This is a genomic window from Thalassotalea euphylliae, assembly GCF_003390375.1.
Taxonomy (GTDB): domain Bacteria; phylum Pseudomonadota; class Gammaproteobacteria; order Enterobacterales; family Alteromonadaceae; genus Thalassotalea_F; species Thalassotalea_F euphylliae_A.
This window is the reverse complement of sequence record NZ_QUOT01000001.1, coordinates 4,148,480-4,173,860: the sequence shown is the minus strand read 5'-3', so window position 1 is coordinate 4,173,860 and position 25,381 is coordinate 4,148,480. Positions and strand designations below refer to the sequence as shown.

The following is a 25,381-nucleotide window of genomic DNA, read 5'->3' as shown; positions in this document are numbered from 1 at the left end:
TCATTTACTGACTTTTCAGGCAGTTAATTACATAGTGAAATCTCCACTGTAAATATTCCTGACGTTATTGGCCCCCAGCTTTACGCTGCTTATACACTTGTTGAGATGACGCATATAAAAAAACCACTTCAATTGAAGTGGTTTTTCCTATTACCTATTAATCAGTACTTAATACTAAAGCTACATATTTGGATAGTTTGGACCACCCGTACCTTCTGGTGCTACCCACGTAATATTCTGGCTCGGGTCTTTGATATCACACGTTTTACAGTGAATACAGTTTTGCGCATTAATCACAAACTGCTTACCGTCTTCAGTTTCTTGTACTTCGTATACCCCAGCCGGACAGTAACGCTGTGCAGGCTCGGCATATTTTTCCATGTTCACTGTCATTGGGATGGTTGCATCAGCCAGTTTTAAGTGACACGGCTGCTCTTCTTCGTGGTTAGTGTTCGATAAAAACACTGAAGATAAACGGTCAAAGCTTAACTTGCCATCTGGCTTAGCGTATTCAATAACAGGTGCTTCACTTGCCAATTTTAATTGCGCGTGATCAAGCGAGTCATCTCGGAAGTTAAACGGCAATTTACCACCAAAGAAGTTTTGGTCGATGGTCGTGTAAGCACCTCCCCAGAATGTACCTAGTTTGTGCATTGATGGTGTGAAGTTACGCGTGCTGTGCAACTCTTCGTATAACCAAGACGCTTTAAACTTCTCATCGTAAGTGATTAGGTCTTTGCCGCCTTCATCGCCGCTCGCTAACGCCTCAACAATTGTTTCAGCGGCTAATAGGCCAGATTTCATCGCCGCATGGTTACCTTTGATTTTCGCTGCATTCATGGTGCCAGCATCACAGCCGATGATAATACCGCCAGGCATAGTTTGCTTGATCAAAGAGTTAAAACCACCTTTAGCAAGTGCACGTGCACCGTAAGAAACACGCTTACCACCTTCTAAATACTGGCTAATTTTTGGATGATGCTTGTAACGTTGGAACTCTTCAAACGGGCTTAAATGCGGGTTTGAGTAGCTTAAGTCTACAATTAAACCAACAAACACTTGGTTGTTTTCTGCGTGGTACAAGTAACCACCGCCACCAGTGTCATTGCTTAACGGCCAGCCAGCTGAGTGAACTACTAGGCCTTCTTGGTGCTTCTCTGGGTCAATATCCCAGATTTCTTTAAAACCAATACCGTAGTGCTGTGGCGATTTGCCATCACTTAAGTTGAACTTGTTAATTAGCTCTTTACCTAAGTGCCCACGACAACCTTCAGCGAATACAGTGTACTTAGCACGAAGCTCCATACCCGGCATAAATGAATCTTTTTCATTACCTTCGCGATCTAAGCCCATATCGCCAGTAATAATGCCAGCAACGCTGCCATCTTCATTATAAATAACTTCTTGTGCAGCAAAGCCAGGGAAAATTTCCACGCCAAGCTCTTCAGCTTGTTCAGCCAACCAACGACAAATATTACCCATGCTCACAATGAAGTTACCTTCATTGTGCATAGTCTTTGGCGTCATAAAGCCCGGCAATTTGTGTGCGCTATTCTCACCATTGAAGTAATAAATGTCATCACCGGTTACTGGCGTGTTTAACGGCGCACCTTTTTCTTTCCAATCAGGGAAAAGTTCAGTAAGCGAGCTTGGCTCAAATACCGCACCAGAGAGTATATGTGCACCGACTTCAGAGCCCTTCTCAACCACACATACCATTAACTCTTGTTCTTTTTCTTGAGCTTGCTGCATGATACGACAAGCTGTAGCTAGACCTGATGGACCGGCACCCACGATGACGACATCAAACTCCATCGATTCGCGTTCCATAATTCCCCCTTGAATGTTTTGTTCCGCGTCATTCAAACACTCGTTTGAATTTCAAACATGCGTTTGATAATATCAACCCATTATAGATATTTTGCCGACAAATACTATCCTGTAAGTAACAATTTACTGGTTAACCATTGATTTTACGCAATCGAGTCTAAAGATTAGATAATTGTGACATTGACGTAACCGTAAACTGAAAGTAGTCTGTCGAGCGTTTACTCAAATAATGATGTTAATACAAAGGTATTGGCATCTCTAACATGACAAGAAACAAACAGAGGCGATGATGAAAGTATTAGTACCCATCAAACGCGTAATTGACTATAACGTCAAAGTGCGTGTTAAACCTGACAATTCAGATGTTGACTTAGCTAACGTAAAAATGGCGGTTAACCCATTCTGTGAAATCGCAGTAGAAGAAGCGGTGCGCTTAAAAGAAGCTGGTACAGCAACAGAAGTTGTTGTTGTGTCTATCGGCGACAAGAAGTGTGAAGAGCAAATTCGTACAGCGCTAGCGCTTGGTGCTGACCGCGCTATCCGCATTGAAACTGAAGAGTCTTTAGATTCAATCAACATCGCTAAATTGCTACAAAAAGTGGTTGAAGAAGAAGCGCCACAACTAGTAATCCTTGGTAAGCAGTCAATTGACTCAGACAACAACCAGACTGGCCAAATGTTAGGTGCGCTAACAGGTATGCCACAAGGTACATTCGCTTCTGAAGTTAAAGTTGAAGGCGACAAGGTTAACGTTACTCGTGAAGTTGACGGTGGTCTACAAACTGTAGCGCTTAACCTACCTGCAATTGTAACAACTGACCTTCGTTTGAACGAACCACGTTACGCAAAACTACCAGATATCATGAAAGCTAAGCGTAAGCCTTTAGATGTTAAAGCCGCGGCTGATTTTGGTATCGACTTAAGCCCACGTGCTAACGTAATCAAAGTAACACCACCTGCAGAGCGCAGCGCTGGTATTATGGTTGAGTCTGTTGACCAATTAATTGAGAAGTTAAAAACTGAAGCGAAGGTGATCTCATGATTTTAGTTTACGCAGAACACGACAACAGCAGCTTAAAAGCTGAAACGTTAAAAACTGTTGCGGCAGCTCAAAAAATTGGCGGCGACATTCACCTTTTAGTTGCAGGTCACAACTGCGGCGCAGTTGCTGAAGAAGCAGCAAAAGTAGGTGGTGTTGCAAAAGTATTGGTAGCTGATAACGCTGCTTACGCAAACCAACTTGCTGAGAACGTTTCGTTACTAGTTACTGAATTAGCAGCAGACTACGACGCAATCATCGCAACAGCACTTACTACGGGTAAGAACTTTATGCCACGCGTTGCAGCGTTATTAGACGTTGCTCAAATTTCTGACATCATTGGTATTGAAAGTGCTGACACATTTGTTCGCCCAATCTACGCGGGTAACGCAATTGCAACCGTACAAAGCTTAGATGCTAAGAAAGTAATCACAGTTCGTGCAACTGCTTTCGACGCAGTAGCGACTGACGGTAATGCAGAAGTAGTAGCCCTAGGCCAAGCAACTGACGCTGGTATTTCTAGCCACGTTTCTGACGAACTAACGGAATCAGAGCGCCCTGACCTTGGTGCAGCACCAGTAGTTATCTCTGGTGGTCGTGGTATGCAAAATGGCGACAACTTCAAACTACTTGAAGGTATTGCTGACAAGCTTGGCGCAGCAATCGGTGCATCTCGTGCAGCGGTTGATGCTGGCTTCGTACCAAACGACATGCAAGTAGGTCAAACGGGTAAAATTGTTGCTCCTGACCTTTACATTGCCGTAGGTATTTCTGGTGCAATTCAACACTTAGCGGGTATGAAAGACTCGAAAGTAATTGTTGCGATTAACAAAGATCCAGAAGCACCTATTTTCCAAGTAGCTGACTACGGCCTAGAAGCTGACTTATTCGAAGCGTTACCTGAATTAGAAGGTAAGCTATAAGTTACCGCTTAAAGCTTATATAGCTACAGCTAAGCTTTTCTAAAGTTTGGCGCAAATCAAAAAACCAGCGAGTTCGACTAGAATCGCTGGTTTTTTTTCGCCTGTTATTTGGATTGTGGTTATAATTGCCTAAATTTCATCAAGAGCAGTTACGCCTATGTCTTGGCAAGATCAATTATCTACCCTCGTTTACTCCACCGATAAAGGTCGAATTAAAGAAGAAACTGAAGAGACCGTTACCCCAAGTGATGGCTTTGCCAAAGTGCGCCGAGAAACAAAAGGCAGAAAAGGGAAAGGCGTTGTAGTGATCTCCGGTCTAGGCTTAGCAGCAAAGGAATTAAAGAACCTAGCCAGCAAGCTAAAAAAAAGCTGTGGCACAGGTGGTAGCGTCGTTGGTGAAACCATCGAAGTGCAAGGAGACAAGCGCGACGTGATCAAAACAGTGCTAGAAAAAGAAGGTTTTAAAGTTAAATTTATTGGCGGCTAACCTTTTTTGACTAACCTTTTTATTGCACAAAATAATTAAGTATAAAAATAAGCGGAAGCAGTAATGGCAAATATTACCCCAAGCGAACTCTCTATTTTATTAATAGAGCCCTCGGATACTCAACGTAAAATTATTGTTGGCGAATTAGAAAAGGCTGGAATTACACAAATTACCACCGCGAACAATGTTGCCGAAAGTATTGCGATTGTCGATCGTCATCCCCCCGATTTAATCACCAGTGCGATGTATTTTGATGACGGCACTGCACTTGATGTGCTCAAACATATAAAAACCAGTGACAAGCACGCTGATATTGCCTTTATGTTGGTTTCCAGCGAATACAAAAAAGAAAGTTTGGAAGAGTTTAAACAATCAGGCGTTGTTGCCTTGTTGCCCAAGCCTTTTACGCCTGAACACTTAAGTGCGGCTATTAACACTACCATTGATTTGCTATCACCGGATGAAATGGAGTTAGACTACTTTGATGTTAACGACATTCGCGTATTACTGGTTGATGATAGTACCCTTGCCCGTAACCACATCAGACGAGTGCTTAATAACCTTGGTCTACAAAAAGTAACGGAAGCAGAAGACGGTAAACAAGCCATTGGCATCTTAGAAGACAATATGTTTGATATTGTGGTTACTGACTACAACATGCCAGAAGTTGACGGTAGAGAATTGACAAAATACATTCGTGAGCAAAGCCAACAATCACACCTTCCAGTGCTAATGGTAACCAGTGAAAGTAGCGAAACTCACTTAGCGAATATCGAGCAAGACGGTGTTAATGCGCTTTGTGACAAGCCGTTTGAACCACAATTTGTTAAACAGTTGCTGTTTCAATTGTTGCAGCAATAAGTTCATCTAAATTGACTGTCAGAGATTAATGAAAAACTCTGGCAGTTAACTTTTAATATTAAAAACCTAATCACTTGGGCATTTAATACCATATTGCCTCAGCTTTATCGCAATTTTGTTATGGGAAACAGCTAGTCGTTGTGCAAGTTTACGTGTGCTAGGGAAATGCGGATAAAGCGCCTTCAATAAGCTACTTTCAAACCGAGATTGCGCCTCTTGCCAGTTATCTACACTCAACCAGTCTGATGAATCACCCCGCATAACGTTTAATGAATCAACCGTAGGCTTGTCATCAAATGTTGAAGTAAATTGATTCAGCACTTGCTTAATCATTGGCGCTGAAATTTGCTTACCACTATTTAATGCCGTTAGCCTAAACATCACATTTTGTAGCTGCCTGATATTCCCAGGCCAGTTGTAAGCATGCAAAACGCTAAGCGCATCTGGCAGCAATTCTGGTTTAGCTAATTTGGTTTGCTCGCGAGCTTGGCAAATAAAATGATCACACAGTTGTTTAATATCTTCGACTCTGGCTTTAAGCGGGGGGAGCATAAGATTGAGTACATTGAGTCGATAATATAGATCTTGCCTAAAGTTGCCTTGGGCAATGAGTTGTTCAAACGGTTGATGACTAGCAGAGATAATTCGCACATTCGCTTGTGTTTCCTTATTTCCACCCAATCTGCGAAAGCTATAATCTTGCAAAAACCGTAATAACTTAGCTTGCAGGTAAACTGACATTTCTGCAATTTCGTCAAGAAAAACCGTGCCACCATTTGCTAACTCAAATAACCCTGGTTTACCTTTTGTACTTGCCCCTGTAAAAGCACCGGCAACATAGCCAAATAGCTCACTCTCTAGTAATTGTTCAGGTAGAGCCGCGCAGTTAATCGCTAAGAATGGTTTGTCTTTTCGATGACTTTGCAGGTGAATTGCCCGAGCAACCAGCTCTTTACCTGTACCTGTTTCACCATTTATCAATATGGGTAAATCTAGCCCCGCAAACTTGAAAAGCTGCTCTTTGACCTGAAGAATCGGTAGTGAATCACCGACGATATCTTCCATACCGTTAAAGCTAATGGATTGTTGAAAATTAGATAATTGATTTGCAACTTTATCTAGCGATTTAAGCATAACAACAGCACCGCTAAAAACACCATCAATCCATAAGGGAGTGACTTCAGCTTGGAAAGTTTGCTCCTCAAAGCTAACATCTCGGCTAAAGGCAGCTTTCTGCCTAAGCTCTGTAAGCGTAATCCCTAATACTTGCTCGCTTGGGCGCGACAAATAGATATGACGGTGATGATTACATGAGATGACTTGCCCCGCGGCATCAAGATCAAAGATGGGATCAGGAATTCGTTTAAGTAGAGCTTGTAAATGTTGCTGCTTTAGCTCACTAGGCAGCAGGTCGAGCTGCTGGCAAAGGCTGACACCGTCCACTTTTGAAATAGATTGCTGAATAGTTGCAAAGTCTAAATCTCGGCTTTCGATATTAAGGTAAATAATACCGCTAGCGACTTCCATTGCCTTAATATTTAGGCCTAGATTAGCCAGTTCATTCAATATTTCCTGGCTAATACCAAGTCGATCGGTTGAAAACACTTCAAATCGCATGTAATTTTTTTGTTACGCGTCACCTTTATATTACATACAAGTATTGCTAACCATTGATTGATTAGCAACCAATACATCAAGTAAACACAATGTCTAGTAATCAAAATTTATATTTCTCGATACTGGTTGTTATCTTCCCATGTAATATATTTGTGACAGTTTTTAAATTAGTAAACGCTATCTCTTTGTTAAATATACTTTTATTTATAGGCTCATAACTTGCTCGGTCTTTGCAATCCTTAGAAAAATAACAACAATAAGCAGATTTGGAGTTAACCATGACAGTAAGCAAGCATATTGCCACGCAAGCTATTCATGCTGGACGCATTAATGATGAGCAGTTTGGCTCACTAGCGACGCCGCTTTATCAAACATCAACGTTTGTATTCGATAATGCTATGCAAGGCGCTAATCGCTTTGCAGGTGAGGAAGCCGGCTTTATTTATACCCGTTTAGGTAACCCAACCACTCGTCAACTAGAAATGCGACTTGCTGCAATGGAGGGAATGGAAGACGCCGCTGCAACCGCTACTGGCATGGGGGCTGTATCTGGCGCCTTGTTAGCTAATTTGTCTGCTGGTGACCATTTAATTGCTTCTAAAGCCGTTTATGGCTGCTCATACGCGTTAATGGCTCACCAGTTAACTAAATGGGGAATTGAGGTTACATTTGTTGATATGACAAACATCGACAACATAGAGGCGTCAATTCAACCCAGTACCAAAGTGATTTTCTTAGAATCGCCCATCAACCCCAATTTAGTGGTACTTGATATTGAATCAATTGGAAAGCTAGCCAAAAAACATCAGCTTATTTCCATTATCGACAACACATTTTTAACCCCAATCTTGCAACAACCAGCACAGTTTGGCTTCGATCTTATTGTTCATAGTGCAACTAAATATCTAAATGGTCATGGTGATGTTGTCGCCGGAATTATTTGCGGCTCAGCTGAAATGATCAGCCATATCAAGCTAACCGTGTTAAAAGATATCGGAGCAACGATTAGCCCACACGATGCATGGCTAATACTCAGAGGGTTAAAGACTTTACCTATTCGTGTAGAGCAGCACTGTAAAAGCGCACAGATAGTCGCTGAGTTTCTAGCCCAACACCCTATGGTAGACAAAGTTCACTACCCGGGTCTAAAAGAACACCAAGGGTATAAATTTATAGGTAAGCAAATGAAAGCTGCTGGCGGTGTTATCGGCTTTGAGATTAAAGGCGATATTGCAGAAGGAACTGCTTTAATTAACCGTATGAAGCTTTTTTCAATAGCGGTAAGCTTAGGAGATGCAGAATCGCTAATTCAACACCCCGCGTCAATGACGCACTCTCCTTACTCACAAGAAGAGCGACTAGATGCTGGGATAAGCGACACGCTAATACGTATTTCAGTTGGCCTAGAGTATGTTGAAGATCTAATTGCTGACCTAAAACAATCGCTTGATCAAGTCAGCAATAGCGATCAGCGGGTCGCCTAACCCTTAAAAAGCCACTTAATACTGTGGCATTTTAGTTGTTGGCTAGTACTGCCTCTATACTGGGTAGTACTTTAGCTTTCAATTGTTCAACTTCTATTTCAGTGTATGGTCTCATAGGCAATTCACCCCAAATCGGTTTTGGCCAAGCAGGATCATTTGCAAAGCGTACAATGTGATGCATATGTAATTGCGGACAAACGTTACCAAGGGCTGCAACATTCATTTTGTCACCCTGAAAAAGCTCCATTAATATTTCGCTTAACATACTGGATTCGTTCAGTAGTTGTTGCTGTTGCTCCCAGTCTAACTGATAAATGTCTTTAATATTCTCCACCCTAGGAACCAATACAAACCAAGGATATTGTGAATCATTCATCAAAAGTAATTTACTCAGTGGTAAGTCAATTAATTCAATACCGTCGCGCACCAATAACTCATGAAGTTGGAATTCATTTAATTGAACATCTGTCATGTGTTTATCTCTTTTTCTTTTTCGGTTTATTTTTACGGCCACGACCGCGAGCTTCTTTGCGAGCTTCACGTTCGGCTATTTTCTTTTCTTCTAACTCATTAAAGTGGATGATTTCTTTTTCCACTATCTCAGGTGTTTCAAAAGTAAGTTCGCCCAGCGTTTTATCGCGAATTTCATTCACTAAGATAGCTGAGGCCTTATGGAAGTCGACATGGCCGCCGCTTTTCACACAGCCTCGATTACGACCAATTTCCTCAATCAGTTCAACTTCCGTATGTGGCATTTCATTAAGCTTGTAACGCTCTTTTAATCGCTGAGGATAAGTTTCCAATAAATATTCAGCAGCAAAACAAGCGATTTCTTCATGATCAAAGGCTGTATCTTTGACTGCACTGGTTACTGCTAAACGATAACCACTATTTTCATTTACTATCTTGGGCCATAGCATGCCTGGCGTGTCGTAAAGATATAAGCCATCTTCTAGTCGAATACGTTGCTGACCTTTGGTTACCGCAGGTTCATTACCCACTTTCGCCTTTGCTTTACCCACTAGCGTATTGAGTAATGTCGATTTACCAACATTGGGTATGCCCATGATCACAGCATTAATTTGTTTGCCTGTCTCATCTTTATGCGGCACTAGCTTTCTGATCAACTGAGGAATTTGTTTTGCAATTGACGGAGAGTCTGTGGTTAACGCAATAGCCTTCACATTTTGCTGGGCGTCTAAATAGTCCAACCATACTTTAGTCATTACTGGATCAGCTAAGTCAGACTTATTGAGAATTTTGATCAATGGTTTGTCACCGCGAATTTCAGTGATCATCGGATTTTCGCTGCTAAACGGCAAGCGTGCATCACATACTTCAATTACAACATCAATTGTCGGTAGGATTTCTTTGATCTCTTTTTGGGCCTTGTGCATATGACCCGGGAACCAGTTTATTGCCATTCTTAAAGGGGAGTTAAACGAAAATACATAAATAGATTTTATCACCCAACAAGTTAAAAATCTTAACTAAAATAGCGTTAAATCCCACCTGACAAGTTCGCTAGCAAGTTAATTTTATTCTAAGGTTTAAGTAAGCCGTCTTATTATGTTTGTTCAATGAAATTATTATTATTGTTGATAGTGTTAATTGCACAAAGCACAGTGAGCGCTCATAGCCTTTACTATGCAATTGGAGAGTCGACAGCTAAAGACAGATCTGACACCCAAAAGCTTGGTCTTATATTCAACCCCCCCACAAATATAGGGCTACTAGAACGAAACAACCTCTATCTTACACTTGATGTTTCAGCCGCATCTTGGCAAAACTTGTATGGCCCTGACTTAAAAACAGGTGCACTTATTCCAATGTTCAATTACCCACTCAGACAGCAAGACCAATGGTGGTTTATCAAATTTGGGATAGGTGCAGCTTACGTTGATCAAACACGCTGGGGAAATAGAAGGCTAGGTAGTAATTGGATGTTTGAAGATAAACTCGAAGTTGGACTTAGAGCAAATCCAAATCATCAAATAGCTTTATCTTTCTCACACTACTCCAACGCCAATACCAATAAGTATAACGACGGGCTGAACATTATCTCTCTACTTTATCAATACAACTGGTAACAGCGGCGTCAAATACCAAATAGCTTAGCAAATTTAATTCAGCCACACTCTGACTAAGTTATTTAATCAGTTAAGTGTGTGGCGAGCGAAACGGTGCAGTGCGTTAGAACTATAAAACTGAATAGAATAATTAGTGGCGTGTGAGAGTTTGTCAAAATTAGACTCTTTAAGTAGCCCCCCTCGTCACATTTATGGTTCAGGAATTCTATTAAATTCCATGAAATGCGAAGATGCTGTCACTAGGCAGGTGATTCTTTTAATTAAGCCCTATAAACGCAAAAAGCCCTCGTCCTAAGACGAGGGCTTTTCTTAATTAAGTGCCTAGCGATGACCTACTCTCACATGGGACCTCCCACACTACCATCGGCGCAGTTGCATTTCACTTCTGAGTTCGGCATGGGGTCAGGTGGTTCTACAACGCTATTGTCGCTAGGCGAAACTGTTATTTACCTGCTGCTTAAGCAAGTAAATCAATTCGGAATGCTGTATATATCGTTTCAAGCACACGTTAGTACGTGATGTTTTGTCAGTCAAAACCATTTGGGTGTTGTATGGTTAAGCCTCACGGGCAATTAGTATCAGTTAGCTCAAGGCCTCACAACCCTTACACACCTGACCTATCAACGTCGTAGTCTCCAACGACCCTTCAGGGGACTTAAAGTCCCAGTGAGAACTCATCTCAAAGCCTGCTTCCCGCTTAGATGCTTTCAGCGGTTATCAGTTCCGAACGTAGCTACCCGGCAATGCTTCTGGCGAAACAACCGGAACACCAGAGGTTCGTCCACTCCGGTCCTCTCGTACTAGGAGCAGCCCTCTTCAATTCTCAAACGCCCACGGCAGATAGGGACCGAACTGTCTCACGACGTTCTAAACCCAGCTCGCGTACCACTTTAAATGGCGAACAGCCATACCCTTGGGACCGACTTCAGCCCCAGGATGTGATGAGCCGACATCGAGGTGCCAAACACCGCCGTCGATATGAACTCTTGGGCGGTATCAGCCTGTTATCCCCGGAGTACCTTTTATCCGTTGAGCGATGGCCCTTCCATACAGAACCACCGGATCACTATGACCTGCTTTCGCACCTGCTCGACGTGTCTGTCTCGCAGTTAAGCTGGCTTATGCCATTGCACTAACCGTACGATGTCCGACCGTACTTAGCCAACCTTCGTGCTCCTCCGTTACGCTTTGGGAGGAGACCGCCCCAGTCAAACTACCCACCAGACAGTGTCCCCAACCGAGATAATCGGCCTAGGTTAGAACATCACGCATACAAGGGTGGTATTTCAAGGTTGGCTCCACTCACACTGGCGTGCAAGTTTCAAAGCCTCCCACCTATCCTACACATGTAGGAGCAATGTTCACTGTCAAGCTATAGTAAAGGTTCACGGGGTCTTTCCGTCTAGCCGCGGGTATACGGCATCTTAACCGCAATTTCAATTTCACTGAGTCTCGGGTGGAGACAGTGTGGCCATGATTACGCCATTCGTGCAGGTCGGAACTTACCCGACAAGGAATTTCGCTACCTTAGGACCGTTATAGTTACGGCCGCCGTTTACCGGGGCTTCGATCATGAGCTTCGCAGAGCTAACCCAATCAATTAACCTTCCGGCACCGGGCAGGCGTCACACCGTATACGTCATCTTTCGATTTTGCACAGTGCTGTGTTTTTAATAAACAGTTCCAGCCACCTGGTTACTTCGACCGACCTCAGCTTAGGGAGCAAGTCCCATCACCAGAGCCGGCGTACCTTCTCCCGAAGTTACGGTACTATTTTGCCTAGTTCCTTCACCCGAGTTCTCTCAAGCGCCTTAGTATTCTCTACCTAACCACCTGTGTCGGTTTGGGGTACGGTTCCTTTATATCTATGCTTAGAAGCTTTTCCTGGAAGCAGGGCATCAACAACTTCAACTCCGTAGAGCCTCGTCTCGTATCTCAGCCTTAAGAACCCGGATTTGCCTAAGTTCTCAGCCTACATACTTTCACATGGACAACCAACGCCATGCTTGCTTAGCCTTCTCCGTCCCTCCATCGCAATATAAAGAAGTACAGAAATATTAATCTGTTTCCCATCGACTACACCTCTCGGTCTCGCCTTAGGGGCCGACTTACCCTGCCCTGATTAACATGGGACAGGAAACCTTGGTCTTTCGGCGAGGGGGTTTTTCACCCCCTTTATCGTTACTCATGTCAGCATTCGCACTTCTGATACCTCCAGCATGCTTCTCAACACACCTTCAACGGCTTACAGAACGCTCCCCTACCACTCAAACAAAGTTTGAATCCGCAGCTTCGGTGCATAGTTTAGCCCCGTTACATCTTCCGCGCAGACCGACTCGACTAGTGAGCTATTACGCTTTCTTTAAAGGATGGCTGCTTCTAAGCCAACCTCCTAGCTGTCTATGCCTTTCCACATCGTTTCCCACTTAACTATGACTTTGGGACCTTAGCTGGCGGTCTGGGTTGTTTCCCTCTTCACTACGGACGTTAGCACCCATAGTGTGTCTCCCGGATAGTACTCATTGGTATTCGGAGTTTGCAAAGGGTTGGTAAGTCGGGATGACCCCCTAGCCTTAACAGTGCTCTACCCCCAATGGTATTCGTCCGAGGCTCTACCTAAATAGATTTCGGGGAGAACCAGCTATCTCCCGGCTTGATTAGCCTTTCACTCCGACCCACAGGTCATCACCGCATTTTTCAACATACGTGTGTTCGGTCCTCCAGTTGGTGTTACCCAACCTTCAACCTGCCCATGGGTAGATCGCCGGGTTTCGGGTCTATACCCTGCAACTAAACGCGCAGTTAACACTCGCTTTCGCTACGGCTCCCCTAATCGGTTAACCTTGCTACAGAATATAAGTCGCTGACCCATTATACAAAAGGTACGCAGTCACCCGAAGGCTTCCACTGCTTGTACGTATACGGTTTCAGGTTCTATTTCACTCCCCTCACAGGGGTTCTTTTCGCCTTTCCCTCACGGTACTGGTTCACTATCGGTCAGTTAGGAGTATTTAGCCTTGGAGGATGGTCCCCCCATGTTCAGTCAACATTTCACGTGTGCCGACCTACTCGATTTCACTTATGTTTGTCTTCGTGTACGGGGCTATCACCCTGTATCGCCAAGCTTTCCAGCTTGTTCCACTAACGCCCATAAGCTTAAGGGCTAATTCCCGTTCGCTCGCCGCTACTAAGGAAATCTCGGTTGATTTCTTTTCCTCGGGGTACTTAGATGTTTCAGTTCTCCCGGTTCGCCTCATTAAGCTATGTATTCACTTAATGATAGTGGCTTATGCCACTGGGTTTCCCCATTCAGAAATCCTAGGTTATAACGGTTTTTATCACCTTACCTAGGCTTATCGCAGATTAACACGTCTTTCATCGCCTCTAACTGCCAAGGCATCCACCATATACGCTTAGTCACTTAACCATACAACCCCAAATAGTTTTCGTATTTAAGTCATCAAGAGACAAATCTTGATGCTAATGTATGACTGACATTTTCACGTACTCATTAACAATCCTTAAAAAGAACAGTAATGGAGTATGCTTGAATTAGATTGATAAATGATAAGGAAAAATCATTTATCAGGTTTGATTACTTTATTCATTAAAGAAAAGAGCGCGACACTCTTGTCTTACCTAAAGCAATCATTCGAATATTTTTCTTATGTAAAACAAGAAATATATTCGGGATATATATCAGCTTTCCAAATTGTTAAAGAACTCAATTTAAGGCACATTCGCTTAAATCGTGGTTTAAAAAACCAAACGTAAATTGTTCGCTTCTCTTACGAAACATATGAACACCTTAAGTTTGGTTTCTCATTCTTTGTTAAGAAGTAGTGGTAGGTCTGGGCAGACTTGAACTGCCGACCTCACCCTTATCAGGGGTGCGCTCTAACCAGCTGAGCTACAGACCTTTATCATTTCAAGAGTTCACCTTTACCTATTACTAGGTCTGGGCAGACTTAAAAAAAACAGGCCGACCTCACCGCTTTTATCACGTGGCGGGGTGCGCTCTTTATTCGAGCCAGTACCAATGGTAAGTGGTGGAGCTAAGCAGGATCGAACTGCTGACCTCCTGCGTGCAAGGCAGGCGCTCTCCCAGCTGAGCTATAGCCCCTCATTTACTGCATTAGTAAAGGGTTACTTCTTATACGTTCGTTATCAATGCAATGTGTGTGAACACTCAACATGGTGCGTTTTACTTCAAGATAAGGAGGTGATCCAACCCCAGGTTCCCCTAGGGTTACCTTGTTACGACTTCACCCCAGTCATGAATCACAAAGTGGTGACCGTCCTCCCGAAGGTTAAACTAGCCACTTCTTTTGCAACCCACTCCCATGGTGTGACGGGCGGTGTGTACAAGGCCCGGGAACGTATTCACCGCGACATTCTGATTCGCGATTACTAGCGATTCCGACTTCATGGAGTCGAGTTGCAGACTCCAATCCGGACTACGACGTACTTTCTGGGATTCGCTCCACCTCGCGGTCTCGCTGCCCTCTGTATACGCCATTGTAGCACGTGTGTAGCCCATCCCGTAAGGGCCATGATGACTTGACGTCGTCCCCACCTTCCTCCGGTTTATCACCGGCAGTCTCCTTAGAGTTCCCGCCATTACGCGCTGGCAAATAAGGATAGGGGTTGCGCTCGTTGCGGGACTTAACCCAACATTTCACAACACGAGCTGACGACAGCCATGCAGCACCTGTCTCAGAGTTCCCGAAGGCACTAATCTATCTCTAGAAAATTCTCTGGATGTCAAGGGATGGTAAGGTTCTTCGCGTTGCATCGAATTAAACCACATGCTCCACCGCTTGTGCGGGCCCCCGTCAATTCATTTGAGTTTTAACCTTGCGGCCGTACTCCCCAGGCGGTCAACTTAGCGCGTTAGCTACGCTACTCACGTTTCAAGAACACAAACAGCTAGTTGACATCGTTTACGGCGTGGACTACCAGGGTATCTAATCCTGTTCGCTCCCCACGCTTTCGTGCCTCAGCGTCAGTATCTGTCCAGGTGGCCGCCTTCGCCACTGATGTTCCTTCCAATCTCTACGCATTTCACCGCTACACTGGAAATTCCACCACCCTCTACAGTACTCTAGTCAAACAGTTCCAAATGCAGTTCCGAGGTTAAGCCCCGGGATTTCACATCTGGCTTATCAAACCGCCTACGCACGCTTTACGCCCAGTAATTCCGATTAACGCTCGCACCCTCCGTATTACCGCGGCTGCTGGCACGGAGTTAGCCGGTGCTTCTTCTGTCGCTAACGTCACAGCTAGCAGATATTACCTACTAACCTTTCCTCACGACTGAAAGTGCTTTACAACCCGAAGGCCTTCTTCACACACGCGGCATGGCTGCATCAGGGTTTCCCCCATTGTGCAATATTCCCCACTGCTGCCTCCCGTAGGAGTCTGGGCCGTGTCTCAGTCCCAGTGTGGCTGATCATCCTCTCAAACCAGCTAGAGATCGTCGCCTTGGTAGGCCTTTACCCCACCAACTAGCTAATCTCACTTGGGCTAATCTTTTGGCACGAGGCCCGAAGGTCCCCCGCTTTGGTCCGTAAACATTATGCGGTATTAGCAGTCGTTTCCAACTGTTGTCCCCCACCAAAAGGCATATTCCCAAGCATTACTCACCCGTCCGCCGCTCGACGCCAAAGGAGCAAGCTCCTCTTCGTTTCCGCTCGACTTGCATGTGTTAAGCCTGCCGCCAGCGTTCAATCTGAGCCATGATCAAACTCTTCAATTAAAATCGTTTGTGATGCCTAAGCATCGGCTCAATGAATTCTGTACAAATAAAACTTATATATTAAGTAGTTTTTGCATGAGTTCACTGAGTTAATTTTTGCTAAGACAAGCTTAGCTATATTTGTAAAATCAACATCATGTGAATGCTCACACAAATTGCATGATAACTAATTGTTAAAGAACTGAATCTTTCGATTCAAACAAAACATCTCACTCGTGTTTTGTGGTTGCTCTGCGCCTTTTGCCGTGTGACTTAAGCTGCGAGAGCGGATGCGCATTTTACGCTTCCTAGTATTGATGTCAACAACTTTTTAAAAAAATCTTTAACTCATTTTTCTAAGTTATCTGACCCGTTTACTTAGCAAACTTGCTCACTAAACTTATCAAAACACTTCGTTGGGCTGCCCCGTGGAAGTGGATGCGCATTTTAGAGATTTTTAGCTGGGCGTCAACACCTTTTTTTCAATTAGCTCTATATTATAGTTTAAGTGTTTATATTTTGCGCGACAGTACGGGTTTTATGCCTAACAAAGGAAGGCAGCCGCTTCTTTTATACAGTTGATTCGATGTGCATGAGTATTTCCATCATCCTGATATTGGCTTGATACCAGAATCTTATTGTGAATACCTGCCGCTTCTGCTGCTTTCATATCTGAGACCTTATCGCCAATAAAAGCACTATGTGCGATATTGATATTATGATCTTTTGCCGCTTGCAAAATCATTCCGGGCGCAGGCTTACGACAATCGCAAGTTTTAACAAATTCATTGTGACCCTGTTCTTGATTTTTGGGTTCAGGGTGGTGTGGACAAAAGTAGACATCAGAAATTGGAATATCGCGTTTAGCAAATTCCACTTTCATCCAATTGGTGAGCACTTCAAAATCACTCACACTATAATAACCGCGAGCAATACCTGCTTGATTGGTGATAACAATAATTTCAAAGCCCATATCTAAGGCATAACGGCATACATCAAAAATACCATCGACAAACTCGAACTCTTCTATTTTATGCACATAGCCGTGATCAATATTGATAATGCCGTCACGATCTAAAAATAGTGCTTTTTTCATGATCTACTCTAGTTGTTCTATTTACTACTTATTTATATAGCTTGTGTTAAGTCTAGATAAAGAAAAAGACGAGCATCAAACTCGCCTTTTTACCTAGTCGTGAACTAATTATAAGCTAACTAACCTTAACTAACCTAAGCACAGCATAACATAAGCTACATAGCTAAGCCGCCATCGATTTCCACGACACGTCCGGTAAAGAATTCATTTTCAAAAATGTATTTTACCGTATGAGCAATCTCACTGGCTTCGCCAAGACGACCAACAGGTTTCATTTTTTCTAAACGCTCACGCATTTCCGGTTTCATTGCATCTGTCATTGCCGTGCGGATAACACCCGGCGCAATAGCTCCCACCCGAATACCATAACGCCCCAGCTCACGTGCCCAAGTGACCGTCATGGCCACAACACCGGCTTTTGATGCAGCGTAGTTGGTTTGACCCATATTACCGTTGCGGGCAATTGAAGACATATTAACAATAACGCCTTTGCGTTTATTATTAACCATATGAGCAGCAGCTTCTCTGCCACATAGGAATACCCCGGTAAGGTTGACGTCAATAACCGATTGAAATTGCGCTAATGACATTTTCTTAACAATTTCGCCGTCTTTTTCTTTGAGCAGCATACCGTCGCGCAAAATTCCAGCGTTGTTAACGAGCCCATCAAAGCCTTCGAAGTCTCGGTTTATCTGCTCAAACACGGCTTCTACATCAGATTCAATGGTGACATTAGCAATATAAGGCTTAGCCGAAGACCCCGCTTGCTCCACTAAGGTAACTGTTTCTTGTAATAGCTCAGCATCTAAATCAATGAGTGCTAACTTTGCTCCTTGCTCAGCTAAATTGACTGCAATAGCACGCCCGAGCCCTTGGCCACCACCGGTGATGACTATGGTTTTATTCTCTACATTCATAGTTAATCGTTTCTACTTTAATTGTTCTGGTTTTGCTCAAAAATTTTAAAGATACTGGAAAAGTCTATTCCACCATTTCCGGCTTGCGCATGCATCGCATATAAGCTTCTGGCGAGTGCGCCCATCGGCGTTGATGATTTGCTAGCTAGCGCTGTCTCCATTGCTAACCCTAAATCTTTCGCCATCAAATCGACCATAAAGCCGCCTTGATAATCATTAGACGCAGGCACATTTGCCATGACATCAGGACAAGGGTTGTAGACATCAAGCGTCCAATTACTGCCTGATGATTTACTCATAATATTGGATAGCACTTTTGGATCTAGGCCATTGGCGATGCCAAGTTGCAGCGCTTCTGACGTACCCACCATCAATACTGACAACAGCATGTTATTGCACACTTTGGCAACTTGTCCTGCGCCATGTTCGCCAGCGTGGAAGATGTTTTTGCCCATTTGCGAAAGAATAGGCTCAGCTCGGGTAAAGCTCTCAACAGTTCCACCGACCATAAAACTTAAGGTACCTGCTTTCGCGCCGCCAACGCCGCCAGATACTGGTGCATCGATAAAATCAATGCCCTGCTCAGCAAGCGTCCTCGCCACTTTCTTCGCCGTGGTTGCATCTATGGTTGACGAATCAATTACCAAAGCGCCTGGCTTGATGCGGTGAATAAGCCCTTCACCTTCGCTTAGGTATAGTTGCTCAACATGCTTGCCCGCAGGCAGCATAGAAATAATCACATCAGCATCATCAACGGCTTTACTAGCAGAGACAGCTGTGGCTGCTCCATGCTCCACCACATCAACCACAGCTTGTGCGGATAAGTCGTAAACGCACACCTTGTTACCATTTTCGCGCCCCGCTTCGACCAAGTTAATAGCCATAGGCCCGCCCATGTTACCTAAGCCTATAAAGGCGATTTTTATTGCCATTATGAACCTCCTTGCACTTTATTGTGCCTTGCTGTGTTACCATTTGTCTTAAGTGCATTAGGCCACATCAGCTTTTCTTGTAATAATGTTGCTGGCTTTAATTTTTTTGTTTTTCTTATTAAGTGTTTAACAAGCCTGCGCTATAAATTTTGTTCTGATTTCCCTAAATCAAGCAGCGGATGTTCTGATGCTGACCAAGGTGGAGAAAAAAACCAATCGATAACGTCATTGTCGACAGACGCAATAGAGTCAAACTGCCAGTTTGGCTGATTGTCTTTATCAACAAGCAAAGCGCGAACGCCCTCTTGGAACTCTCCATATTTGCCGCCCTTAACGGTTAGCCCCAACTCAAAACGGTAGCAATCAGCAAGCGACATTCCCTTACCTTCACGCAATTGGCGATAGACTAAGTGTGCGCTAATCGCGCTGCCGTGTTTAAGCGCAGCTTGCGCTCTGTTAAACCACTTATCTTCAATTGGATAATTAACAATATCGTTAACAATTTCGGATAAGGTATTTGCAGAGGTGACTTGGTTAATAAGCGCTTTGTGTTCTTGAACTGGAGACACTGGCAGTGATGGCTGTGCAGCTTGCTCAAATTCACTTATCAGTGAACTTAACAATTTGTGGTTGTCAGCAGCCGTATCGCTCCAATGTGTGGTCATTAACTTATCTAATAGCGCACTTTTTTGCGCTGCTAACATAAAAAAGTCAGCTAGATGCGTGTACTTAGCATCGGCAGCATTAATTGATGCGCCAGTCAGCCCTAAAAACAACCCGCAGTTGTCTGGCATTTCGTTTAAGAACTTTGTACCGCCAACATCAGGCAACAAACCAATACTGATTTCCGGCATGGCTATTCGACTGGTTTCAGTGACAATACGATGACTACCGCCGACCATCATTCCTAGGCCGCCACCCATGACAATACCATTGCCCCACACCATAAAAGGCTTACCGAATGTGTGAATGAGGTGGTCAAGCCGATATTCGTTGGCAAAATACGCTTCAACTTCTGGCGCATACGCATCTGGGTGGTTACACATTTCACGGTAAAGCTTGACGATATCACCGCCCGCACAAAACGCCTTTTCACCATTTCCCTGCAATAAAACAGCAGCAATAGTGTTGTCTTGCTGCCAAGCAAGTAGCTGCGGATATAAAGCCGCAATCATTTCACCGCTTAAGGCATTAAGCGATTTTTCTGCATTGAGGGTCGCAACGCCTATCGCTTTACCGTTTACACAATTGAGTGTTTCAAATAGCACTACATCTGACATACAAACTTCCTAAAAAGGGATTCATAATTAAAGGTACCTAATAAAAATCGCGAAATGAATGCTTAGAGCAATTGACCTGAGCCTTCGGCCAATAACCGACGGGCGATAATGACACGCATAATTTCATTAGTACCTTCTAAAATTTGATGAACACGCACATCTCTAAAATGGCGTTCCAGCGGGTATTCTTTGATATAACCATAGCCACCGTGAATTTGCAGCGCAGCATCACAAACTTTAAAGCCGATATCAGTGGCAAAACGCTTTGCCATTGCGCAATACGCTGTTTTTTCTGGATCGTTATTATCTAGTTTAAATGCCGCCAGCCTGACCATTTGACGAGCAGCGACTAGTTCAGTTGCCATGTCCGCCAGTTTGAACTGTAAACCTTGAAAAGCTGCGATAGGCTTGCCAAATTGTTCACGTTCTTGCATATAACTCATCGCGGTATTAAGTGCTTGCTGGGCTGTGCCTATAGAGCAAACGGCAATATTAATGCGGCCACCATCAAGCCCTTTCATGGCAAATTTAAAGCCTTCACCTTCTTCACCGAGCAAGTTTTCAACCGGAACTCTGACGTTATCAAAGGTAATTTGCTTGGTTGGCTGGGCATTCCAGCCGAGCTTTTCTTCCGACTTGCCATAAATAATGCCGTCGGTATCAGCTGGAATGGCGATTGCCGATATACCCGCGGCACCTTCGCCACCAGTGCGAGCCATGACCACTAAAATGTCCGTTTCACCGGCACCAGAGATAAACATCTTAGTACCATTAATAAGGTAATCATCGCCGTCGCGTTTGGCTGAGGTGCGAAGCGATGCCGCATCAGAACCAGCACCCGGTTCAGTTAAACAATAGGAGGCTAGCTTTTCGCCTGTTACTAAGCTTGGACACCACGCTTGTTTGAGTGCATCTTTACCCCAGCTGGCAATCATCCAAGTCGCCATATTATGAATGGTCATCATCGCCGTGGTTGCGGTGCAGCCCATCGCAAGTTGTTCGAAAATGATCGCAGAATCTAATCGGCTCAAGCCTAAGCCGCCAGCCTCTTCTGGCGTGTATAAGCCACAAAAGCCAAGTTCACCAGCGCGAGTAATCACGTTTTTAGGAAAAATATGCTCGGCATCCCACTTGGCTGCATAAGGTGCCAATTCAGCATCGGCAAATTGCTTGGCAGTATCAGAAAATGCCTGCTGATCTTCGGTCAGGTTAAAATTCACAAAAAGTTCCTCGGTAATTCGCGGAGTAACCTTCACTATTGGCTCAGTGTCATCAGCCCCAGAATTGTTGCTAATCGCTAGCACTAGAAACTGGGTGCCAAAAGTTAGGCATCAACAATAAAGCACACTAATTCAAGCGCTCTATTTGTGTTGCCGACAGTTAATCCGCTGTTTGTGCTCTTTAACAATTGCTTGTTCGACCAATTTATTTTGGTTCTGTTCGTATTCTTCTTTGGGTTTTGGCTGATGGCGATACCTTTAACAGTAGCGCTGCCATTGCCTAAGCAAGTGTTAAAAAAGCCTGTTGTAATGTATTTCGGTTGTTTACGTTTATTGCTTATTTATACTAATCATCAGTTATATCTATTGATGATCAGCGTTATTAGCCAAGCCAGCGTTATTGTTTTTATTATTGGCTACGCTTTAATTAGCAGCCACTGGCTTAACCTTTACGTTATAATAAGTGCTATAAAAAGTGCTTTAAAAAACTAGAACATTTCCAATGCAATTGCGGTTGCTTCACCGCCACCAATACATAGTGATGCCACGCCTTTTGATAAGCCTTTATTTTTTAACGCGTGAATTAGCGTAACCATAATGCGCGCACCACTTGCACCTAATGGGTGACCCAGTGCGCAAGCACCGCCATTGATATTCACTTTTTCAATATCTAGGCCCAATTTATCAATACCTAGCATGGCCACCATGGCAAAGGCTTCGTTAATTTCAAATAAATCAACATCAGCAACTGACCAACCAGCGCGATCTAATAATTTACTCATGGCACCAACAGGAGCAGCAGTAAATTCTTCTGGCGCTTGCGCGTGTGTAGCATGAGCGACAATTTTACAAATCGGTGTTAGGCCGCGCTTTTCAGCTTCTGATTGCTTCATTAGCACTAACGCTGCAGCGCCATCTGAAATTGAGCTAGAGTTAGCAGCGGTCACTGTGCCGTCTTTTTTAAATGCTGGACGCAATGAAGGAATTTTCTCTGGGAGAGCATTACCCGGTTGCTCGTCGGTATCGACAATCGTATCACCGCGACGAGATGAAACTGTCACTGGCGAAATTTCATTGGTAAATGCACCAGATTCAATCGCAGCATTAGCGCGAGATAAGGAGCGAATCGCGTATTCGTCCATGGCTTCACGAGTATAATTTTCATCATCGGCCATTGATTGCGCAAAACAACCCATTGCGACGCTATCGTTCGCATTTTCAAGACCATCCATCATCATATGATCAATCACTTGACCATGTCCCATGCGCATGCCGCCACGTGCTTTTGGCAACATGTAAGGTGCGTTTGACATGCTTTCCATGCCACCAGCCACGGCAACGTCAATCGAGCCAACCAATAATGAATCATGAACATCCATGACCGACTTCATGCCTGAGCCACACACTTTGTTAATGGTATTGGCGAGTGTTGATTGCGCAAGGCCAGCACCTAAGGCTGCTTGACGCGCAGGTGCCTGTTTTAAGCCAGCCGGTAACACACAGCCCATCACAACTTCATCGACTTGATCTGAGCCTAAACCAGCTTGCTCAACCGCCGCTTTAATCGCGACACTACCTAATTGTGGCGCGGTAACTGATGATAATGAACCTTGAAAACCGCCCATTGGCGTGCGCGTTGCTGAAACAATTACTACGGGATCTGACACTGACATAACCTAGTCTCCACTTTTATTTGTTGCATATAGTATTGCATTTAGTGTTAATCGCTGTGCCGATAATGACTTGAGAACATTAGCGGCTCATATTGGTATTAATGGCGGCTAGCCTATCTTAAATTCACCTTTACGCCAACGTTAAGTCACACCATAAACGGGCTAAATGCTGATACGAATTGGCAAATACTCTAGAGCAATCTCAAGCTTGGATCTGCCTTTGACGCAAAGTTAACTGCGCGGAACACTCGACTAGCTGTAACTTTTTGCTTACAAAAAGTACGATTATCTTAGCTGCCCCTCAGCTTTACCTTAACGTAAACTTACCCTATATTGGTGAGCAAGTAAATTTTCACTATTTTCCGTTTTTATATGTCGAGTAACACTGAAAGCCACGCTAAATCTGATGCCAGTGCCGCAGTTAAAACTTATGCCATTGGCGAATTGGCAAAAGAGTTTGATATCACCACACGTAGCATTCGCTTTTATGAAGATCAGGGCTTGTTAGCCCCCACCCGTCGCGGTCAAACCAGAATTTACAGCTTGCGCGATCGCGTTCGCTTAAAACTTATTTTGCGCGGTAAGCGCCTTGGCTTCTCGCTGGCAGAAACGGGGCGACTATTTGAACTCTACGATGTGGACAAAACCAGCGCGAAGCAGCTGGAAACCATCTTGGAATTGATTGCTGATAAAAAAGCAGACCTTCACCAGCAACTGGAAGATATCAAAATCGTGCTGGTGGAGCTAACAAATTTAGAACAAAGCTGTTTAAACACCTTAGCCAAGGTGACTAATCGCTAGCCATGCAACCAAGTGAGACTGTGCTTAACAACTAACTCAAAAAATAATGATTAAGCACAGTCCACTACTTATGCGCACACTGATTAAGTGCATTAAACAAAATAAACATTACAACAAGAGCCGTTTACCACCCTGATTATCTCGCTAACTCGCCCATTCGAGTTGAGTAGTTAATCAAATAATTAAGGAACATCCATGATTGCCAATTTTTCTTCTTTAAATTTTAACCTCGGGGAAACCGTTGACATGATCCGCGATCAGGTTAACGCCTTTGCCCGCGATGAAATTGCGCCACGAGCTGCACAAATCGATATCGACAATGAATTTCCGATGGATTTGTGGCGCAAGTTTGGCGATCTCGGCTTATTGGGGATGACAGTTGAAGAAGAATATGGCGGCACAGGTTTAGGTTACCTTGCACATGTAGTTGCCATGCAGGAAATCAGCCGCGCATCTGCATCGGTTGGCCTGAGCTACGGTGCCATGTCGAACCTATGCTTAAATCAATTACGTAAAAACGGTAGTCACGAACAGAAACTAAAATACCTACCTAAGCTTTGCAGCGGTGAGCATATTGGCGCCTTGGCAATGTCTGAGCCAAATGCTGGTTCTGACGTAGTGAGCATGAAGTTAAAGGCCGAGAAACGCGGCGATGTCTACGTGTTAAACGGCAACAAAATGTGGATCACTAATGGCCCAGATGCACATGTTTACATTATCTACGCAAAAACCGATGTTACTGCTGGTTCAAAAGGCATAACCGCCTTTATTGTTGAGCGAGACTTTCCCGGCTTTAGTCGCCATCAAAAACTCGACAAGCTAGGCATGCGTGGCTCAAACACCTGTGAGCTAGTGTTTGAAAACTGTGAAGTACCCGCTGAAAATATACTTGGCGCAGAAGGTAAAGGCGTTGGCGTATTAATGTCGGGCCTAGATTACGAGCGCGTAGTCCTTTCTGGCGGGCCACTGGGCATTATGGACGCCTGCATGGATCTCGTTGTGCCTTATATTCACGATCGCCAGCAATTTGGTCAATCGATCGGTGAATTCCAGTTAGTACAAGGTAAGGTCGCCGATATGTACACCCAGATGAATGCAGCTAAATCCTATATTTATATGGTGGCACAAGCCTGTGATCGCGGTGAAACAACCCGTAAAGATGCCGCTGGCGTCATTCTTTATTCTGCAGAGCTAGCCACTAAGATGGCGCTTGATGCGATTCAGCTATTAGGTGGCAACGGTTACATCAATGAATTCCCAACCGGTCGACTATTACGCGACGCCAAACTTTACGAAATTGGTGCTGGTACCTCAGAAATTCGCCGCATGCTAATTGGTCGCGAACTGTTTAACGAAAGCAAGTAAGGCAGTTTGTTAACGTATAAGTAAAGGCA

At 44.1% G+C, this 25,381-nt stretch carries 18 protein-coding genes, 2 tRNA genes and 3 rRNA genes; 8 read left to right on the top strand and 15 right to left on the bottom strand.

Annotation, left to right across the window (positions count from 1 at the left end; genetic code table 11):
* Positions 1-180 precede the first annotated feature (180 nt).
* On the bottom strand, positions 181-1,830 hold the full coding sequence (locus DXX94_RS18300) for an electron transfer flavoprotein-ubiquinone oxidoreductase (protein ID WP_116018117.1): 1,650 nt from the start codon (positions 1,828-1,830) through the stop codon (positions 181-183).
* Positions 1,831-2,119: 289 nt separating this feature from the next.
* Here DXX94_RS18300 and DXX94_RS18295 point away from each other — a divergent pair, with 289 nt between their 5' ends.
* The 4 genes from DXX94_RS18295 to DXX94_RS18280 all read left to right on the top strand — a co-directional run bounded on the left by DXX94_RS18295 (position 2,120) and on the right by DXX94_RS18280 (position 5,140).
* Positions 2,120-2,872, top strand: a complete 753-nt coding sequence (locus DXX94_RS18295; RefSeq protein ID WP_116002413.1) for an electron transfer flavoprotein subunit beta/FixA family protein — start codon at positions 2,120-2,122, stop codon at positions 2,870-2,872.
* A complete protein-coding gene (locus tag DXX94_RS18290; protein WP_116018115.1) occupies positions 2,869-3,792 on the top strand; it encodes an electron transfer flavoprotein subunit alpha/FixB family protein in 924 nt (307 codons plus the stop codon). The genes DXX94_RS18295 and DXX94_RS18290 overlap by 4 nt, the downstream gene beginning before the upstream one ends.
* A 157-nt stretch (positions 3,793-3,949) precedes the next feature.
* A complete protein-coding gene (locus DXX94_RS18285) occupies positions 3,950-4,279 on the top strand; it encodes a stress response translation initiation inhibitor YciH (protein WP_116000675.1) in 330 nt (109 codons plus the stop codon).
* A gap of 63 nt (positions 4,280-4,342) precedes the next feature.
* Entirely contained in the window at positions 4,343-5,140 is a 798-nt protein-coding gene (locus tag DXX94_RS18280) for a response regulator (RefSeq protein ID WP_116018113.1), read from the top strand.
* Positions 5,141-5,206: 66 nt separating this feature from the next.
* Here DXX94_RS18280 and DXX94_RS18275 read toward each other — a convergent pair whose 3' ends face one another.
* On the bottom strand, positions 5,207-6,757 hold the full coding sequence (locus tag DXX94_RS18275; protein WP_116018111.1) for a sigma 54-interacting transcriptional regulator: 1,551 nt from the start codon (positions 6,755-6,757) through the stop codon (positions 5,207-5,209).
* A gap of 278 nt (positions 6,758-7,035) precedes the next feature.
* Between DXX94_RS18275 and megL the strand changes: the two genes are divergently transcribed.
* Positions 7,036-8,241: a methionine gamma-lyase gene (gene megL, locus DXX94_RS18270; protein WP_116018109.1), complete on the top strand. Its 1,206-nt coding sequence runs from the start codon at positions 7,036-7,038 to the stop codon at positions 8,239-8,241.
* Positions 8,242-8,272: 31 nt separating this feature from the next.
* Here megL and DXX94_RS18265 read toward each other — a convergent pair whose 3' ends face one another.
* Together DXX94_RS18265 and ylqF are read right to left on the bottom strand one after the other, a co-directional pair.
* The gene (locus DXX94_RS18265; RefSeq protein WP_116018107.1) at positions 8,273-8,713 is read right to left on the bottom strand and encodes an HIT domain-containing protein; all 441 of its coding nucleotides are present in this window, start codon (positions 8,711-8,713) and stop codon (positions 8,273-8,275) included.
* A 4-nt stretch (positions 8,714-8,717) separates the two neighbouring features.
* Positions 8,718-9,665, bottom strand: a complete 948-nt coding sequence (gene ylqF, locus DXX94_RS18260) for a ribosome biogenesis GTPase YlqF (protein ID WP_116018105.1) — start codon at positions 9,663-9,665, stop codon at positions 8,718-8,720.
* Between the two features lie 156 nt (positions 9,666-9,821).
* Here ylqF and DXX94_RS18255 point away from each other — a divergent pair, with 156 nt between their 5' ends.
* On the top strand, positions 9,822-10,331 hold the full coding sequence (locus tag DXX94_RS18255; RefSeq protein WP_116018103.1) for an acyloxyacyl hydrolase: 510 nt from the start codon (positions 9,822-9,824) through the stop codon (positions 10,329-10,331).
* A gap of 319 nt (positions 10,332-10,650) precedes the next feature.
* On the opposite strand, the gene rrf is transcribed toward DXX94_RS18255, so the two are convergent.
* The 11 genes from rrf to DXX94_RS18195 form a co-directional block, all read right to left on the bottom strand.
* A 5S ribosomal RNA gene (gene rrf / locus DXX94_RS18250) occupies positions 10,651-10,765 on the bottom strand.
* Between the two features lie 117 nt (positions 10,766-10,882).
* Positions 10,883-13,758 (bottom strand): 23S ribosomal RNA (locus DXX94_RS18245).
* A 416-nt stretch (positions 13,759-14,174) separates the two neighbouring features.
* Positions 14,175-14,251, bottom strand: a tRNA-Ile gene (locus DXX94_RS18240).
* Between the two features lie 127 nt (positions 14,252-14,378).
* Positions 14,379-14,454 (bottom strand) — tRNA-Ala (locus tag DXX94_RS18235).
* A 92-nt stretch (positions 14,455-14,546) separates the two neighbouring features.
* Positions 14,547-16,089, bottom strand: a 16S ribosomal RNA gene (locus tag DXX94_RS18230).
* Together the 16S, 23S and 5S rRNA genes with 2 tRNA genes alongside form the textbook arrangement of a ribosomal RNA operon.
* A gap of 523 nt (positions 16,090-16,612) precedes the next feature.
* Positions 16,613-17,164, bottom strand: a complete 552-nt coding sequence (gene gmhB / locus DXX94_RS18225; RefSeq protein ID WP_220348136.1) for a D-glycero-beta-D-manno-heptose 1,7-bisphosphate 7-phosphatase — start codon at positions 17,162-17,164, stop codon at positions 16,613-16,615.
* A gap of 155 nt (positions 17,165-17,319) precedes the next feature.
* Positions 17,320-18,081: an SDR family oxidoreductase gene (locus DXX94_RS18220; protein ID WP_116018099.1), complete on the bottom strand. Its 762-nt coding sequence runs from the start codon at positions 18,079-18,081 to the stop codon at positions 17,320-17,322.
* 17 nt (positions 18,082-18,098) lie between these two features.
* Positions 18,099-19,013 carry a 3-hydroxyisobutyrate dehydrogenase gene (gene mmsB, locus DXX94_RS18215; protein WP_116018097.1) on the bottom strand — a complete coding sequence of 305 codons (915 nt, stop codon included), beginning with the start codon at positions 19,011-19,013 and terminating at the stop codon, positions 18,099-18,101.
* 140 nt (positions 19,014-19,153) lie between these two features.
* Entirely contained in the window at positions 19,154-20,293 is a 1,140-nt protein-coding gene (locus DXX94_RS18210) for an enoyl-CoA hydratase/isomerase family protein (RefSeq protein ID WP_116018095.1), read from the bottom strand.
* 62 nt (positions 20,294-20,355) lie between these two features.
* A complete protein-coding gene (locus DXX94_RS18205) occupies positions 20,356-21,513 on the bottom strand; it encodes an acyl-CoA dehydrogenase family protein (protein ID WP_116018093.1) in 1,158 nt (385 codons plus the stop codon).
* Positions 21,514-22,001: 488 nt separating this feature from the next.
* Positions 22,002-23,186, bottom strand: a complete 1,185-nt coding sequence (locus tag DXX94_RS18195; protein ID WP_116018089.1) for an acetyl-CoA C-acyltransferase — start codon at positions 23,184-23,186, stop codon at positions 22,002-22,004.
* A 372-nt stretch (positions 23,187-23,558) separates the two neighbouring features.
* Between DXX94_RS18195 and DXX94_RS18190 the strand changes: the two genes are divergently transcribed.
* Together DXX94_RS18190 and DXX94_RS18185 are read left to right on the top strand one after the other, a co-directional pair.
* The gene (locus DXX94_RS18190) at positions 23,559-23,987 is read left to right on the top strand and encodes a MerR family transcriptional regulator (RefSeq protein WP_116018087.1); all 429 of its coding nucleotides are present in this window, start codon (positions 23,559-23,561) and stop codon (positions 23,985-23,987) included.
* A 195-nt stretch (positions 23,988-24,182) separates the two neighbouring features.
* Entirely contained in the window at positions 24,183-25,352 is a 1,170-nt protein-coding gene (locus DXX94_RS18185) for an isovaleryl-CoA dehydrogenase (protein ID WP_116018085.1), read from the top strand.
* Positions 25,353-25,381: the final 29 nt, after the last annotated feature.

Bases quoted from the DNA above. Each gene is read 5' to 3' on its own strand.
- DXX94_RS18190 (WP_116018087.1), top strand. From the start codon at position 23,559: ATGTCGAGTAACACTGAAAGCCACGCTAAATCTGATGCCAGTGCCGCA.
- DXX94_RS18290 (WP_116018115.1), top strand. From the start codon at position 2,869: ATGATTTTAGTTTACGCAGAACACGACAACAGCAGCTTAAAAGCTGAA.
- megL (WP_116018109.1), top strand. From the start codon at position 7,036: ATGACAGTAAGCAAGCATATTGCCACGCAAGCTATTCATGCTGGACGC.
- DXX94_RS18185 (WP_116018085.1), top strand. From the start codon at position 24,183: ATGATTGCCAATTTTTCTTCTTTAAATTTTAACCTCGGGGAAACCGTT.
- DXX94_RS18280 (WP_116018113.1), top strand. From the start codon at position 4,343: ATGGCAAATATTACCCCAAGCGAACTCTCTATTTTATTAATAGAGCCC.
- mmsB (WP_116018097.1), bottom strand. From the start codon at position 19,013: ATGGCAATAAAAATCGCCTTTATAGGCTTAGGTAACATGGGCGGGCCT.
- DXX94_RS18275 (WP_116018111.1), bottom strand. From the start codon at position 6,757: ATGCGATTTGAAGTGTTTTCAACCGATCGACTTGGTATTAGCCAGGAA.
- DXX94_RS18295 (WP_116002413.1), top strand. From the start codon at position 2,120: ATGAAAGTATTAGTACCCATCAAACGCGTAATTGACTATAACGTCAAA.
- DXX94_RS18300 (WP_116018117.1), bottom strand. From the start codon at position 1,830: ATGGAACGCGAATCGATGGAGTTTGATGTCGTCATCGTGGGTGCCGGT.
- DXX94_RS18195 (WP_116018089.1), bottom strand. From the start codon at position 23,186: ATGTCAGTGTCAGATCCCGTAGTAATTGTTTCAGCAACGCGCACGCCA.
- DXX94_RS18210 (WP_116018095.1), bottom strand. From the start codon at position 20,293: ATGTCAGATGTAGTGCTATTTGAAACACTCAATTGTGTAAACGGTAAA.
- DXX94_RS18285 (WP_116000675.1), top strand. From the start codon at position 3,950: ATGTCTTGGCAAGATCAATTATCTACCCTCGTTTACTCCACCGATAAA.
- DXX94_RS18265 (WP_116018107.1), bottom strand. From the start codon at position 8,713: ATGACAGATGTTCAATTAAATGAATTCCAACTTCATGAGTTATTGGTG.
- ylqF (WP_116018105.1), bottom strand. From the start codon at position 9,665: ATGGCAATAAACTGGTTCCCGGGTCATATGCACAAGGCCCAAAAAGAG.
- DXX94_RS18220 (WP_116018099.1), bottom strand. From the start codon at position 18,081: ATGAATGTAGAGAATAAAACCATAGTCATCACCGGTGGTGGCCAAGGG.
- gmhB (WP_220348136.1), bottom strand. From the start codon at position 17,164: ATGAAAAAAGCACTATTTTTAGATCGTGACGGCATTATCAATATTGAT.
- DXX94_RS18255 (WP_116018103.1), top strand. From the start codon at position 9,822: ATGAAATTATTATTATTGTTGATAGTGTTAATTGCACAAAGCACAGTG.